Genomic DNA, 12,500 nt, shown 5'->3' on the forward strand with positions numbered 1-12,500 from the left:
AGCGGTTCCGCAGGCTTCCATGCCGACCAGGCAAGGAGGAATCCTGCTAAAGAAGTCGATGACCTGCTTGCGCCGCAGCTGCCGACTGATGACGACCTTGCCCGCACTATCCACGCCGTGCACTTGGAACACGTTCTTGGCGAGATCAACGCCGATGGTGCTAACCTGCATGTGGACGACCCCCTCCGGTGATTCGTTTTTCAACGACCACCCTTTGGCACATTCGATGCCGGGAGCGGGCGTCGTCCACCACATCATCTTCGACCGATTGAGCCGGTTTTGCTCGGCGGTTTATGTCCGCATCGCGCTGAAAGTGACCGTGGTGCTGCGTTGCCGCGAAATGACACGATGGGCCACTTTCGGAAGTTGATCCGGCTAACAGCCACTGCGGAAGGGCGGCGAGACCCGCGAGCAAGCTGGCATTAAAGTCGCGCCGATCTATAGGTTTCTCCTATCTCAGGCCGGGCGCAGGCCCACATGCCGTCGTAGCATCCATCCGATTGCGACAACCGCAATAACTGAAAGTCCAAAAATGGGAAGGACGATAGCCATGAGAGTGAGTGAAACCAGGAGCGCCTTCGACCATGCCACCTCGCGCGCTGGTGGCACGCCTAGTTGCCCGCTGGGACGCCGCAGCCACCATGACAATGCGCCCGTTACGCTTAGCCATATCAGCGAAACCGCCAGCAGCGTGTTCAGCCAGAGGTTCACCGGCCCGAAATCGCCCTGATGTACATGAATGCCGACGGCGACAATCCTCGGAATGATGGGCAGGTCGGCGTGACGGAAATCGCCCCTGATGTCGCCCGTTGCGGGATCGGCGGTGATGATGCGATCTTCACTCAAGGACGACGTCCGATTAGTCACGAACAAAGGTGCGTCCCGCCAGGGCGATAGTTGTATGGCGATTGCGCCGGTCACGCCGCGATCGCGAGCCGCGCGTGCGACGGCGTCGATCGAGGCTCCGGCGTCCGTGAGCTGCGCCGCCGCGGCACCTCCGATCGAAAACCCCGCCGGATTTTCTTGGCCAAGCGCGGACTGTGCACGCGACAACACCTCTCCTCCCCAGAAAGCGGTCCAAGGCAAGGCGCTGATCAGAAAAAACAGGAAGACGCCCGAGATGACCACTGCAACCGTCGCATGAAGGTCGCGAAGCAACAAGCGTGGACCGGAACTAAACCGAGGGCACAACGCCTGCGAGAAGCGTCTGCCCCGCGGCCACCACAGATATAGGCCGGTGACGATCATCACGATTGCCCAGCAGTCGCCAAGCTCAAGGAACCAGTTGCCGGGTTTACCGAGAGGCCAGCCCGCGTGCAGCGCGCGGGTAATTCCGGGCAGCCATTGGGATGGTGTCAGCGTCCCGAGCACGCTACCCGCATGGGGGTCGACGAACACCGGATAAGGCAGCCCGCCAGGGTCCTGCATAATGACCGCCGTGCTGCGGCGGGGGTCGTCGGAAAGGACAATCTGCTGCACGGGCCGGTCGACCATCATGGGCATCGACGCATGATTCTCATGGCCTTCATGTTGGGATTGGCCGTCAGTCGACGCCGGTCGTGGACTGGTCGCGGAAAAAGCGGCTCTGATCTGAACGCTCGGAGCAGCAGCAGCATCGGAAACAGGAACGAAGCGCAGTTGGGGATAGCGAACGTCGGTCCACCACTCCGACCACAGATAAAGCGTACCCGTCGTGCTCTGCCAAAGCACGAACGGAATGACGATCAGCGCGGCGAGAAAATGCCAGCGCCAGAAGGCTGCATATAGAGGGGCCGGCTTCACGATAGCTGCCGTTTTCATTCGGAACGTGCCGCCGCGCATCTCACAATTCTGCCCGGATCGAGGCAAGAAACGTGCGCGGCGCACCAGGGAAGATGCTAAGCCGGGTCGACGAGTTTTGATAGTAAACCGTGTCGAACACGTTCTTCACATTCAATTGCAGCGTCACTCTCTTGAACTGTGTGTCCGGCGGCGGCTTGAATTGATACTGGATCATCGTGTCGACCCGTGCGTAGGCCGGCAGAACGAAGCTGTTCTGGTTATCGCCCTGGCGATCGCCAACCGCGACGACGCCTGCGCCAAGGCTCAGGCCGCGCCACTGCCCGTCGGCATCGTATTTCACCCAGACGGCACCGGCGTTATACGGCACGTCCTGAAGCCGGTTGCCGCTCTCGTCAATGACATTCGTCGGCGGAAACAGCGTGCCGTTCACGATGTCCTGGGGGCTCGGTCCCTGGCCCTTGACGATGCGGGCATCGTCATAGGCGTAGCTGGCAATGATGCTCCAGTTGTCGTTGATGCGACCATTGATGTCGAGTTCGATACCTTTACTTTCGACTGTGCCGACCGGCGTCGAGAACGGTGTACCACCTAACGCCGAAACCACGTTGGTCTTGAGGATATCGTACAGGGCCAGCGTGGCAGTCAACCTTTTGTCGAGCAATTCCGCTTTGATGCCGACTTCCTTCTGTGTTGCCTGCTCGGGCGGGAACGGCGGCTGTCCCGGCACCGGGAGCGCGTTGGTCACGCCAAATGACTTTGTGTAGTTCGCGTAGAGTGAAATCCACGGCAGAGGTTGGACCGATGCACCAAGCCGCGGGCTGAATGCCTTGTCGTGTGCCTGAAGGAAGCCGAACCCAGTCGCAGGATCAACGGGCGCCAACGCTTCCGTATCCGAGTTCGGGCTAAAGCCGTTGCCAAAGCTTGCCCAGTCGTATCGTCCGCCCAGCAGCAGGTGCACGCGATCCTGCGCGAACGAGATAATGTCCTGACCGTAAACTCCTGTCCACTGCTCGCGGAGCGGAAGGAAATTGTTAGCCGGAAGCGGCGTGTATACGCCGCTGTAGTCGGGCGCGAAGATGTTGATCGGGCCGATGCTCGGATTGTCGCCGAAGAAGGCCTCGATGTTCTTGTTGAGATGAAAATAGTCTGTCCCGAGCAAGACGGCGTGGTTGAACGGACCGAGATCGAACTTGCCCTTGAGGTCCAGATTGGTTGCAAAGGTCCGCGTGTTGACATGGGCGTCCCAGACATTGCGCATCAGCGTTCCCGTTGCCTCGTCGAAAGAGTCCACCCCATTCAGAAATTGCCGATAATCCTGATTGTTGTAGGCAAGGCGGTTGGTGAGGCTCCAATCGTTGTTGAAATCATAAGTCCAGTCGTAACCGATCAGCTCGCGCTCCTGCCGGTTCGGATTAACTACCGTAAGCGGTGGCGCCTGCAGATAGCGGCTGATGGGAATGTTGGCGGCCCGCGATCCGATCGCAGGAATGCCCATCGAGTTATCGACGAAGCTTGACTTCTGGTACTCGAAATCAACGTTGAAGCGGAATTGATTGGTCGGGCGCCAGGTGATGGTCGGAGCAACGAAGAAGCTCTTGGTATCGACGAAGTCGGTGAAAGATCCAGTATTGGTGTAGTCGAGGTTGACGCGGTAAAGCCAGGTCTTGTCCGGTGTAACCGGTCCGGTCGTATCGAGCGTTGTGCGCGATAGGCCCCACGAACCGAACTGCTCCTGCAGCGAGGCGTAAGGCGTGTCGAGCGGGCGTTTGGGTACGAGATTGATGATACCGCCTGGCTCCAGACGCCCGAACTCCATAGCCGCCGGGCCCTTCAATACTTCGATTGATTGCAAGTTCGCTGTTGGGATTCCGGTGATTTCGAACAACCGCAGATTATTCCGATAAATATTGGCGTTGTCGAACCCACGGACATTGAATCCGTCGTAAAAATTGTTGCTAGATGGCGTCGTGCTCGGCGGCTGCACGCTGCTGACATAACCGACGACCGCGTCGCGGACTGTGATATCCTGTTGGTCGTCCATGACCTGCCGCGTCACGACCTGCACATTGGTCGGCGCCTGCAGCAAGGGTAGGCCATCCTTCGTTGCCGAGACCGGCGCGCCGAAATCGACCGTATATCCGGTAATGCGGCCCCCAAGACCCGCGCCCGCCTGGCTGCTTCCAACTTCGGTCTGCGGCTTGGGCCGTTCTGTAGGTCGCGCGGTTGTTGTCCGCCGCGCCGCCGGGGCGCGCTCTGGCCGTTTGTTCTGGCTCACAGTCCTGATGGGCTTCCGGGGGCGCGGCGCCTCGACCGTCACCGGTGGCAGCCGGCGCTGATCCGGGCTCGAACTGGTATCGGCAGCGGCCACGACCATGTCGTTCGCGAGCGCGCCGGAACGATCCGATGATCTGGATTGGGCAAGTGAATCGGCAGGCATAGCCGCAACGAATGCGGCCGCACACAGCGCGGGAAAAAAGCGAGACATGGCTCAACTCCGACAGGCATCAAACAGGGGGAGTTCTGTCAGACGATCGGAGGGGGACCCTGCGATGAACGCGGCTCGTGGCGGCGCTGCGGTGTGTTGTCAGTCCAGCAGTTCGCACGCAGTGTAATGGCGCGAGAGGGCCAAACCACCAGCATCTGCTGCTGAGCCACAACGACGGACGAACAGGCCGCGAAGACACAAATCCCACAGGTCTCATGATCGTTCACCGGCTGCGCCGGATGCGTGTCGTTGTTCGTTCCGCCGGTCGACACGTTGTGACAGATGGCCTGATCGCCATCTGGCACAAACGCCATCTGGGTCGCGAGGGCAGCCGTCAAAATCAGCTGAAAAGCCAGCACGTGGGCGATCGTGATGCCCACAAGTCCCCTCAGGCAGGGTTTTGTCTTGGCGCTGAACACCCGAAACTCTCCTCGGTTTCGGTAACATTATCACGACGCCAAGCGCCAGCCCGGGGTTTACGCTGGAAGATCGAAAGGGTTGCTCCGTAACAATTCCGCAACAGTCAACCCTCTGCCTTTTCTGGGCCCGGCAGAGAGCCGCGCCGGCGTGCAAAAAAGGTGCACTAGTCAGTTTCCGGGGCACTCGCTCCATTTTTGGCCAGTTCATCTTACGTGTGCTTATCCCCCCGACAGCGGCGGAATAGCAGGCCATTTCCCGCGCCGCAGCAGGGTCTAACGGGCGAACTTCTGTCGGTCACCGTTCCGATCAGCTATACTGGCGAGGCCCGACGGTGATCTCGAACGAAACGACGATGCTGCCGCGATCTACAATGGCTATCTTGGCGGTTTGAAATCGACGAGTGGCGGAATTCCGAGCGGAGGCTTTCATGCGACCGGTCAGCTTCCTCCTGACATTGACCATTCTTACACTGCCGGTCTGCGCCGAGCCGCTGCAAATCCATGGCACGACGGGCTACGCCGGTGAGTACGAGCTCATTGGCAGCGTTTCCGAGCAGAATTTGAACGGGAAAAGGGAATTCTCAGGTCCATTGACCGTGAGGCACGTTGGCCTCTGTACGCACGATGGTCCGAAGGAGACCATTGGCGAAATCCGGTTCGAGCTCGCCAAATCGTCGTCCCGCATCACCGCAACGCTGGACTTCGACGCAGGCAAGTGTGCTTACAAGGGGGTTCTTTCCGAGTCGTACCAGGGCTTTATGGATTGTGGTCGTGAGGGCAGCCTTCCGCTCAGACTTTGGACTAAATGATCCGACCGCAACGCGCTTCAAAAGCCGAACGGTATGGACGGCTGAGTTGATTCAAGAGAGGTGAATGCCATGGAAATGCTAAAACAGGTTCTTCTGGCGCTTGCAGTCGTCTACGCCGGGTCATCCGTTGTGATCGCGGACGAGATCAAGGCTGGCGACCTCGTCGTCACCCAAGCGTGGAGCCGCGCCACGCCGAAGGGGGCGAAGACCGGCGGCGGCTATCTCAGCATCGAGAACAAGGGCAGCGCGCCGGACCGGTTGATCGGCGGATCGGCCGATGTCGCGGGCAGCGTCCAGATCCACGAAATGTCGACGGAGGGCGGCGTCATGAAGATGCGTCCGGTTGAGAACGGGCTCACCATCGAGCCCGGCAAGACGGTCAAGCTCGCGCCGGGCGGCTACCATCTGATGATGATGGATCTGAAACAACAGCTGAAGCGGGGCGACAAGGTCCCGGTCACGCTCGAGTTCGAAAAGGCCGGCAAGGTGACGATCTCCCTCGATGTCGAGGGCGTCGGCGCGCAAGGGCCAGTCGGCGCGTCCGGCGGAAAGATGGATATGAAGAAGATGCCCGATCACTCGGGGATGAAAATGTAGCAAACTACGGCTGGGCGATATGCCAGGCACCGTTGAGGAGGCCGTCACCGGAGCTATCGCCGGGCACCTTGTCATTGCCAAGTGTAAAGTGGTCGTCCTTTGTAGGCCCACTTTTTCGATCCTTCGCCACGGGTGGTAATCGTGTAATCGCCAGCGCTGATGCTGCCCTCGCCAATTTCTGCGCCGGTTAGATAACGTCGTGTCGGTTGGGCCCCGTCGGTGGCCGGCCCTTGCGTATCGACCGAGATCGATCGGCACAGGTCCGAGTTGGGTCACTTTCGACGGACTTAATGGGATTGTCGGCTGGTTGATGTCCGCTTTACCCCGAAAGCGCCGAAGCCGGAGAGCCGCCCCTTTGACGTCAACAACCGCTCGAACCGTACCACTATGTTCGCATCGTGTGCGACAGCGCCGCTCCGTTGATGGTGAGAAAATCCGATATGGTCAGACAGCTTGCCAACAACGTCGTTGAGAGCCTGCGCACGCAGCCGCTCGCCTTGGCGCTGGTCCTGATCAACATGATCGTGCTCGCGGGCTTCGCCTTCACGCTGCACGAGGTTGGCAAATCAATCGAGCGCAAAGACGCGATGCTGCAGAGCTGCATCGACAAGCGCTGAACAGAAAAAGGCCCCGGATTGCTCCAGGGCCTTTTTTGGTCGGGATCGGCGGATTATCAAGATCGGGCTTCTATCACCGGCAATGGCTTCTCGCGCAGGATCGCGCAGAAGATGATCGCGAGCAGCGGCGAAAAGAAAAACGCGATCAGAAACCAGCCGAAGCCGGATCGATTGCGTCGGACGCTGGCGAAGAGGCCAACGGCGATGCATAGTGGAAGCCACATCAGAAAAACGAACGTCATTGCTTTGCTCCTATTCGGTGGGCGCGCGTGATTGCCGCCCCTCACTGGCTCAAGCCCGGAAGCCGAAGCACCGGGCAAGAGCTGAAGGATGCGCGAGCCGTTAGGCCAGCTTGTATGAGGTGACGCCGTCCTCGCGGGTGCGCTCCGCCTTCGCGCCGTTCGGCAGCCGGGTGAGCGCGGCGCGCAGCGTGTGGGCCTGCCAGCCCAGAGCCTCGCACATCTTCTCAACCGTCGAGCCCTTGCCGCCGAGCAGATCGAGCAGCATCGCGGTCTTCGATCCAGCGCGCGGGCCCTTCGCCTGGTCGCCCTTTGCGGCGACCGCCTTCCCGGCGCTGGCCTTCTTGGCGACTGCCTCCTTGGCAGCGGCCTTCTTCGCGACGGGCTTCTTCGCGGCGGGTTTCTTCTTGGTAGCCATTTCAACTTCTCCTGGTTTGCGCGGCGACCGGAATGGTCCCGCGTACTGCCCCGAGCCCAGAAACCCGTTCGGGTGCTGGGCGTGGGCAGCCAGGAGGCTGCGATTAGGCGATGATGTTATTGGCGACGTACCACTCGCCGTTTTCGCGCTTCTTGAGCACCGCGACTCGGAAGGTGGTGACGCGCTGGCCGGTGATGACCGAGTTCATGATGTGGACGTATTGCACGATGACCGCTTCGCCGAGCGAGTTGGTGGACCAGACTTCGGTCTCGCCTGCCGTGCTGTTGTTTCGTACTGCCCTAAGCCCGGAAGCCGAAGCGCCGGGCGGTTTAGGGTTGCAGGAGTGGCCCTATTCGGCAGGGCATTCGTTGAATGCCAGCCAAGCCCGATATGCGCGCTGCAGTTCGTCAAAGCGCTGGACCGGCAATCGCGTGCCGTTCGGGATTGACGCCGCTGCGCTGTAGCGATGGCCGACCGAATTCTTGCCCATGGCGTAGGCCGCTTGCGCGAACCGCGCCCACTCGTTCTTGAGGTATTGGTCAACGGTAATCATCAGTTTCTCTTTCGTGGTTTCGCCCTGGCGTTGTTCGCCGCGCCGTTTCGTTGCCCCGTACATCGCTCTGGTGCGCCCAGGCATCCAGTCCAATCGCAGCCATGCCATTGCGAAGGTGCTGCTGAAGCAGCAACAGAAGTGCTGGCAGCGGAACCAGCGGTTTGTCCCGCGCCGCATCGGCTCCCAAAGTACTTTTGAGATTAGGAGCTGCAGAAGAGCATGCCGGTTACACAGGCACATCGTTGCAATGCACCAGTGTGAGTTCCTCGCAAATTTCAGAGATTGTTTCGACGCTCAGCAGAAAAGTTATCGTGCCGTGCCGCCGCCGCGCGTTGTCGTAGACCATGACCATACACAGGCTGTTAAAAAACGCTGCGTTCGGGCCGGAGGAAATTGAACGTCTAGTGACGGCTTACGAACAGACTTTACGGGCGCTGGGTCTAAAGGATCGCAGCGACCCCATTACGCAGCTTGTCGCCGAGAAGATCATTGCAGTTGCTCAATTGGGGATTGAAGACCCGGCGGAGATTTCCAAGGTGGTTCTTGAAGAGCTGGGAAGTTGATGCCACTGGCGGCCCATTATGAGGCGCTCGGTCTCAACGTCACCGTCTCAGGATCATCGCCGACACAGTCGCTCGATATCCTCAACGAGCTCTAACGGATCGAAAGGCTTCTGCAACAGCTTCACGCCCGTAAAGCGCTCCGGGATAACGTTGCTGTCGTATCCAGTATAGAAGACAAAGGGTATGCGCTGACGCATCAGTTCGTCGGCGATCGGGTAAGCCGTTTGGTGGCGGAGATTGATGTCGATGATGGCTACGTCGAAGTGATCGCGAGCCGCTCGGCGGTACGCTGCGTCAAAGTCACCAAATGGTCCAACTATACTTGCGCCGTGGGATTTGAGCGCTTCTTCCAGATCGTTCGCCAGAAAATACTCGTCCTCGACGATGAGAACACGGCAACCGTTTAGCTTGTTGTCGCGATCGCTCATGGCATGCCCCCGTGGAGATGGACTGCCAACGGTACAAAAAGGACGGCACTGCTCGATCGTTCCCCGGCTAGTGTTCACTTTTGAACGTGGCCAAGCCACCCGCGCGGCTAATGGCGAGGTGTCTTCCAATGCTCCGCAACGACTGATGATGAGCGCTCCAATTCGCGGAGCCGATCGATTTGCGTTCTAAGCTTCGCCGGTAGTTCCGGTTCTGGTTTCAGCGACGCGTACAGTTCCTTGCCGATCACGCGAACGATGGCCCTGCTGTGTACGTAGTCAATGTCGACGCGGTTGCGCATAACGAAGCTTTCGGTTCGGCGTCACCTGCGCTTCCCCTGCAACCATCGGGCAGGCCGGCCATTTTCAAAGGAATCGAAGACCGCCGCTTTTGGCTATCTGCGCGTGCGCTTGCATATAGAACAGCGGGTCGCTCCCAGCGACCTTTGGCTATCCCGCGACATGCGCCGTGTAAGTACCGGCGAGCGGCGGTCTCATGTTTATCCAAAGCTTGGCAGACAGCTTTCGTTCCGATCTCTGATCGCGACGCGATGTTCCATTTGGACGAGGAACCCGGAGTGTGGCGTCGGTGTGTGGCGTCGACACTTAGGCCCAACTGACTCACGAACAGCACTCGGAACCATTTCTGAGAGCGCCCGGTTAGTTCTTGGGACGTTGAACGGAGGGACGATCGCCATGAGGACCAAATATCTCGCTGCGATCGCGATAGTTGTCCTCGCCGCTTGCACTGGGCTGGTCATGAATTCTCTCGGCTCGCTGCCTCTCGAAAAACAGTCCATGCCAGCCGCCACGCAAGTTGCGGACCGATTAGCTGTGTCCGTCGATCCGTTTTTGATGCGGTCTAGCGGCTAACAAGATGCTGCAGGTCCCAGAGGGCCCGAAAACGTCTAGCGCGCCGATGCGAGATTACGAGCCCGCGCCTTGTCCAATTCGAACAGTTCGATTGTGAGCGCGGCGTCGCGATAACCCAGCGAGACCAGTATTTCAGAAACGGAAAAAGCCCCGGCCCGAAGACCGAGGCGTTGTAAAGATCAGCGCGCGATCAAATCGAATCGCGCCTTAACTGATCTCGCCAGCCTTCTCGCGCAAGGCTTCATAGAGTTGCGCAGGGCCAAGCAACACGTCCGTCAGACCCTATGGCCGGGAGAGTTGGCGCCCTCCCGGCCGTGTCCGCTTGCCAGGGCAGTGAGGTCCCGTAAAAGCGCCTGACGGCGAACAGTATCGGATGAGGGTTGCGGCTCGGCCGAGTCCTCGGAACCGATTGGAAGGCGCGGTTCCGCCAAAATAGACGAACATTCCCCATTCAGGCAGTGCGGTTCCAAGCGATAGGCGCAGCGCCTGATGGGCCCGGACCGCGAACGCTAGAGTTCGGAAAACGAGTACCGCTACAGCAGCACAGTTCGCGCCAGCCCATTGACTTCTCGGGGGAATTTCATTCTCCGGGCCGGGGGGCGGTACCGGAAATCCTAAAGGAACCCATTTCCGAGCGCGGCGGCGCTCCAATTTTAGCGCCCGCATCTTTCAAATTTCGGAAAAGAAAAACATTTTCTTCGGTTGAAAAGCTTCGGTTTCTCAACGGCATGACCACAGTTTTGGAATTTCATGGAACTCACTTAGCGGGGTTCCCGTTTCGGCTAAGTGGGTTCCGAGAAACCCGGTCTTGCAGCGGTAAATTGCTGCCTTTTTCAGACGTGGAATGTCCATTCCCTTTGGCGCCCCGGATTTCCGGCGCTGTGGAATGTTCGTCTAGGGCCTAATCGCCCGGAAAATCAAAGGTTTGCCGGGGCCCGCCCTGGCGCTTCCCAGGGGTTCCGATGCTGCAGAATACCGCCCCCGCGCTTGGCGCGGATTGGGCTGCCTGGGCGGTTGAAAGGCGGCCCGTGGCTGCCCTGATCCCGTTTGCCCGCAACGCCAGGACGCATTCCGATGCGCAGGTGCGCCAGATCGCGGCCTCGATCCGCGAGTGGGGTTGGACCACGCCGGTCCTGGTCGATGAAGCCGAGACGATCATCGCTGGGCACGGGAGGCTGCTGGCTGCCGAGCGGTTGGGGATCGGAGAGGTCCCGGTCATCGTCGCTCGCGGCTGGTCGGAAGCGCAGAAGCGAGCCTACGTCATCGCCGATAACAAGCTCGCCGAGAACGCGGGCTGGGACAAGGAGCTGCTGCGGCTTGAAGCTGCGGACCTTGCCGAGCTTGGCTTCAATCTTCCGCTGCTCGGCTTTACCGAGCGCGAGCTGCAGGCGCTCTCGGGCGGCAAGACCGGCTTAACCGATCCCGACGCGACGCCGCCGCTCGGCTCCGATCCGGTCGCGCAAACCGGGGATCTGTTCGAGCTTGGCAAGCATCGGCTGCTGTGCGGCGACTCGACCAACGCGAACGACGTTGCGCGATTGCTCGGCGGCGCGAAGCCGCAGCTGATGGTCACCGACCCGCCCTATGGCGTCGAATACGACCCGGCCTGGCGCAATCGCGTTCGCCGCAAGAACGGGTCGGTCGTCGGCGCTCGCGCGCTCGGCACGGTGACGAACGACGAGATCGCCGACTGGCGCGAGGCCTATGCGCTGTTCCCTGGCGATGTCGCCTATGTCTGGAACGGCGCGCTCAAGAGCGCCGAGGTGGCCGCGTCGCTGCTCGCGGTGGGCTTCGGCCTTCGCGCGCAGATCGTCTGGGCGAAGAAGCACTTCGTGATCGGGCGCGGCGACTATCACTGGCAGCACGAGTTGTGCTGGTACGCCGTGCGCAAGGGCAAGCCTGGTCGCTGGGCCGCAGGCCGCGATCAAGGCACGGTGTGGGACATCGACGCGCCAAACGGCTGGGCGCAGATACACGACGGTCCCGACGCGCACCAGGGCATCCATTCGACGCAGAAGCCGGTCGAGTGCATGCGGCGTCCGATCATCAACAATTCGGAGATTGGCGAGGCGGTTTATGAGCCGTTTGCCGGGTCCGGCTCCACCATCATCGCCGCCGAGATGATGGAGCGCGCGGTCTTCGCGATGGAAATCAACCCGCTTTACGTCGATGTCGCGGTCAAACGCTGGGAGAACTTCACCGGCAAGCAAGCGAGGAAACTATGACCGGCCCGCGTCCCACCCCGACGCATCTGAAAGTTTTGCGCGGCAATCCAGGCAAGCGACCGCTGCGCACTGATGAGCCGCAGCCCGAGGTCGCGGTGACCCTGCCTGACCCGCCGCCCTTCATCACCGGCTACGCAGCCGACGAATGGTGGACGGTCGGCGCGGAGCTGCACCGGCTCGGCCTGTTGACCATCGTCGATGTCGCGCCGCTTGCCGCCTATTGCCACGCCTATGGCCAGTGGCGCATGGCGGCCGAGGCGCTGGCGCGGATGCAGAACAACGATCCGCTGATGAACGGCATGATCATCAAGACCAAGTACGGTGACGCCGCGCAAAATCCGCTGGTCTATATCGTGCGCAAGGCCGCAGCGGACATGGTGCGCTACGCTGCCGAATTCGGCCTGACCCCTGCGGCCCGCACGCGCATCAACGCTGGCGTCCAGGGCGAACAGTCGCAGAGCAAGTTTGCCGGACTGCTCGCAGGTTAAGCGCACG

Annotated in this window: 15 protein-coding genes and 2 pseudogenes; 7 read left to right on the forward strand and 10 right to left on the reverse strand. The window is 60.3% G+C overall.

Going from position 1 to position 12,500, the window contains the following annotated elements; translation table 11 throughout:
- A pseudogene (locus SO156_RS28235) lies at positions 1-171 on the reverse strand (IS110 family transposase); the annotation flags it as partial.
- Here SO156_RS28235 and SO156_RS28240 point away from each other — a divergent pair.
- Positions 170-370, forward strand: coding sequence for a hypothetical protein (locus tag SO156_RS28240; protein WP_458144301.1), 201 nt, complete (start codon positions 170-172; stop codon positions 368-370). The pseudogene SO156_RS28235 and the gene SO156_RS28240 overlap by 2 nt on opposite strands.
- Before the next feature lie 86 nt (positions 371-456).
- Here the strand turns inward: SO156_RS28240 and SO156_RS28245 are convergent, their stop codons facing one another.
- The 3 genes from SO156_RS28245 to SO156_RS28255 are packed head-to-tail and all read right to left on the reverse strand — an operon-like array spanning position 457 to position 4,686.
- Entirely contained in the window at positions 457-1,821 is a 1,365-nt protein-coding gene (locus SO156_RS28245) for a PepSY-associated TM helix domain-containing protein (RefSeq protein WP_458144300.1), read from the reverse strand.
- Between the two features lies 1 nt (position 1,822).
- A complete protein-coding gene (locus SO156_RS28250; protein ID WP_498537047.1) occupies positions 1,823-4,267 on the reverse strand; it encodes a TonB-dependent siderophore receptor in 2,445 nt (814 codons plus the stop codon).
- 38 nt (positions 4,268-4,305) lie between these two features.
- Positions 4,306-4,686, reverse strand: a complete 381-nt coding sequence (locus SO156_RS28255; protein ID WP_458144298.1) for a hypothetical protein — start codon at positions 4,684-4,686, stop codon at positions 4,306-4,308.
- A gap of 428 nt (positions 4,687-5,114) precedes the next feature.
- On the opposite strand from SO156_RS28255, the gene SO156_RS28260 reads away from it, so the two are divergent.
- A complete protein-coding gene (locus tag SO156_RS28260; RefSeq protein WP_498537048.1) occupies positions 5,115-5,495 on the forward strand; it encodes a hypothetical protein in 381 nt (126 codons plus the stop codon).
- A 69-nt stretch (positions 5,496-5,564) separates the two neighbouring features.
- Positions 5,565-6,092 carry a copper chaperone PCu(A)C gene (locus SO156_RS28265; RefSeq protein ID WP_458144296.1) on the forward strand — a complete coding sequence of 176 codons (528 nt, stop codon included), beginning with the start codon at positions 5,565-5,567 and terminating at the stop codon, positions 6,090-6,092.
- Between the two features lie 4 nt (positions 6,093-6,096).
- Here SO156_RS28265 and SO156_RS28270 read toward each other — a convergent pair.
- Positions 6,097-6,259: pseudogene (locus SO156_RS28270) on the reverse strand (COG4315 family predicted lipoprotein); the annotation flags it as partial.
- Positions 6,260-6,532: 273 nt separating this feature from the next.
- Between SO156_RS28270 and SO156_RS28275 the strand changes: the two are divergent.
- Positions 6,533-6,709, forward strand: coding sequence for a hypothetical protein (locus SO156_RS28275; protein WP_458144295.1), 177 nt, complete (start codon positions 6,533-6,535; stop codon positions 6,707-6,709).
- A gap of 56 nt (positions 6,710-6,765) precedes the next feature.
- On the opposite strand, the gene SO156_RS28280 is transcribed toward SO156_RS28275, so the two are convergent.
- From SO156_RS28280 to SO156_RS28295, 4 genes are all read right to left on the reverse strand, one after another.
- Positions 6,766-6,951, reverse strand: a complete 186-nt coding sequence (locus SO156_RS28280; RefSeq protein ID WP_458144294.1) for a hypothetical protein — start codon at positions 6,949-6,951, stop codon at positions 6,766-6,768.
- Between the two features lie 100 nt (positions 6,952-7,051).
- Positions 7,052-7,366 (reverse strand): DUF3489 domain-containing protein, encoded by a 315-nt coding sequence (locus tag SO156_RS28285; RefSeq protein WP_458144293.1) that lies wholly within the window; start codon positions 7,364-7,366, stop codon positions 7,052-7,054.
- A 103-nt stretch (positions 7,367-7,469) separates the two neighbouring features.
- On the reverse strand, positions 7,470-7,592 hold the full coding sequence (locus SO156_RS28290) for a hypothetical protein (RefSeq protein WP_458144292.1): 123 nt from the start codon (positions 7,590-7,592) through the stop codon (positions 7,470-7,472).
- Between the two features lie 123 nt (positions 7,593-7,715).
- A complete protein-coding gene (locus SO156_RS28295) occupies positions 7,716-8,003 on the reverse strand; it encodes a hypothetical protein (RefSeq protein ID WP_458144291.1) in 288 nt (95 codons plus the stop codon).
- Between the two features lie 260 nt (positions 8,004-8,263).
- Between SO156_RS28295 and SO156_RS28300 the strand changes: the two genes are divergently transcribed.
- Positions 8,264-8,482 carry a hypothetical protein gene (locus SO156_RS28300; RefSeq protein WP_498537049.1) on the forward strand — a complete coding sequence of 73 codons (219 nt, stop codon included), beginning with the start codon at positions 8,264-8,266 and terminating at the stop codon, positions 8,480-8,482.
- 53 nt (positions 8,483-8,535) lie between these two features.
- On the opposite strand, the gene SO156_RS28305 is transcribed toward SO156_RS28300, so the two are convergent.
- The gene (locus SO156_RS28305; RefSeq protein WP_458144289.1) at positions 8,536-8,910 is read right to left on the reverse strand and encodes a response regulator; all 375 of its coding nucleotides are present in this window, start codon (positions 8,908-8,910) and stop codon (positions 8,536-8,538) included.
- A gap of 1,832 nt (positions 8,911-10,742) precedes the next feature.
- Between SO156_RS28305 and SO156_RS28310 the strand changes: the two genes are divergently transcribed.
- Both SO156_RS28310 and SO156_RS28315 read left to right on the forward strand, forming a co-directional pair.
- Positions 10,743-12,005 carry a site-specific DNA-methyltransferase gene (locus SO156_RS28310; protein ID WP_498537050.1) on the forward strand — a complete coding sequence of 421 codons (1,263 nt, stop codon included), beginning with the start codon at positions 10,743-10,745 and terminating at the stop codon, positions 12,003-12,005.
- Positions 12,002-12,493 (forward strand): phage terminase small subunit P27 family, encoded by a 492-nt coding sequence (locus SO156_RS28315; protein ID WP_458144287.1) that lies wholly within the window; start codon positions 12,002-12,004, stop codon positions 12,491-12,493. The genes SO156_RS28310 and SO156_RS28315 overlap by 4 nt, the downstream gene beginning before the upstream one ends.
- Positions 12,494-12,500: the final 7 nt, after the last annotated feature.

Source organism: Bradyrhizobium sp. UFLA05-125, from assembly GCF_059803515.1.

Coding starts and splice junctions, on each gene's coding strand:
- SO156_RS28240 (WP_458144301.1), top strand. CDS start 170: ATGTGGACGACCCCCTCCGGTGATTCGTTTTTCAACGACCACCCTTTG.
- SO156_RS28245 (WP_458144300.1), bottom strand. CDS start 1,821: ATGCGCGGCGGCACGTTCCGAATGAAAACGGCAGCTATCGTGAAGCCG.
- SO156_RS28250 (WP_498537047.1), bottom strand. CDS start 4,267: ATGTCTCGCTTTTTTCCCGCGCTGTGTGCGGCCGCATTCGTTGCGGCT.
- SO156_RS28260 (WP_498537048.1), top strand. CDS start 5,115: ATGCGACCGGTCAGCTTCCTCCTGACATTGACCATTCTTACACTGCCG.
- SO156_RS28265 (WP_458144296.1), top strand. CDS start 5,565: ATGGAAATGCTAAAACAGGTTCTTCTGGCGCTTGCAGTCGTCTACGCC.
- SO156_RS28275 (WP_458144295.1), top strand. CDS start 6,533: ATGGTCAGACAGCTTGCCAACAACGTCGTTGAGAGCCTGCGCACGCAG.
- SO156_RS28280 (WP_458144294.1), bottom strand. CDS start 6,951: ATGACGTTCGTTTTTCTGATGTGGCTTCCACTATGCATCGCCGTTGGC.
- SO156_RS28285 (WP_458144293.1), bottom strand. CDS start 7,366: ATGGCTACCAAGAAGAAACCCGCCGCGAAGAAGCCCGTCGCGAAGAAG.
- SO156_RS28295 (WP_458144291.1), bottom strand. CDS start 8,003: ATGCCTGGGCGCACCAGAGCGATGTACGGGGCAACGAAACGGCGCGGC.
- SO156_RS28300 (WP_498537049.1), top strand. CDS start 8,264: ATGACCATACACAGGCTGTTAAAAAACGCTGCGTTCGGGCCGGAGGAA.
- SO156_RS28305 (WP_458144289.1), bottom strand. CDS start 8,910: ATGAGCGATCGCGACAACAAGCTAAACGGTTGCCGTGTTCTCATCGTC.
- SO156_RS28310 (WP_498537050.1), top strand. CDS start 10,743: ATGCTGCAGAATACCGCCCCCGCGCTTGGCGCGGATTGGGCTGCCTGG.
- SO156_RS28315 (WP_458144287.1), top strand. CDS start 12,002: ATGACCGGCCCGCGTCCCACCCCGACGCATCTGAAAGTTTTGCGCGGC.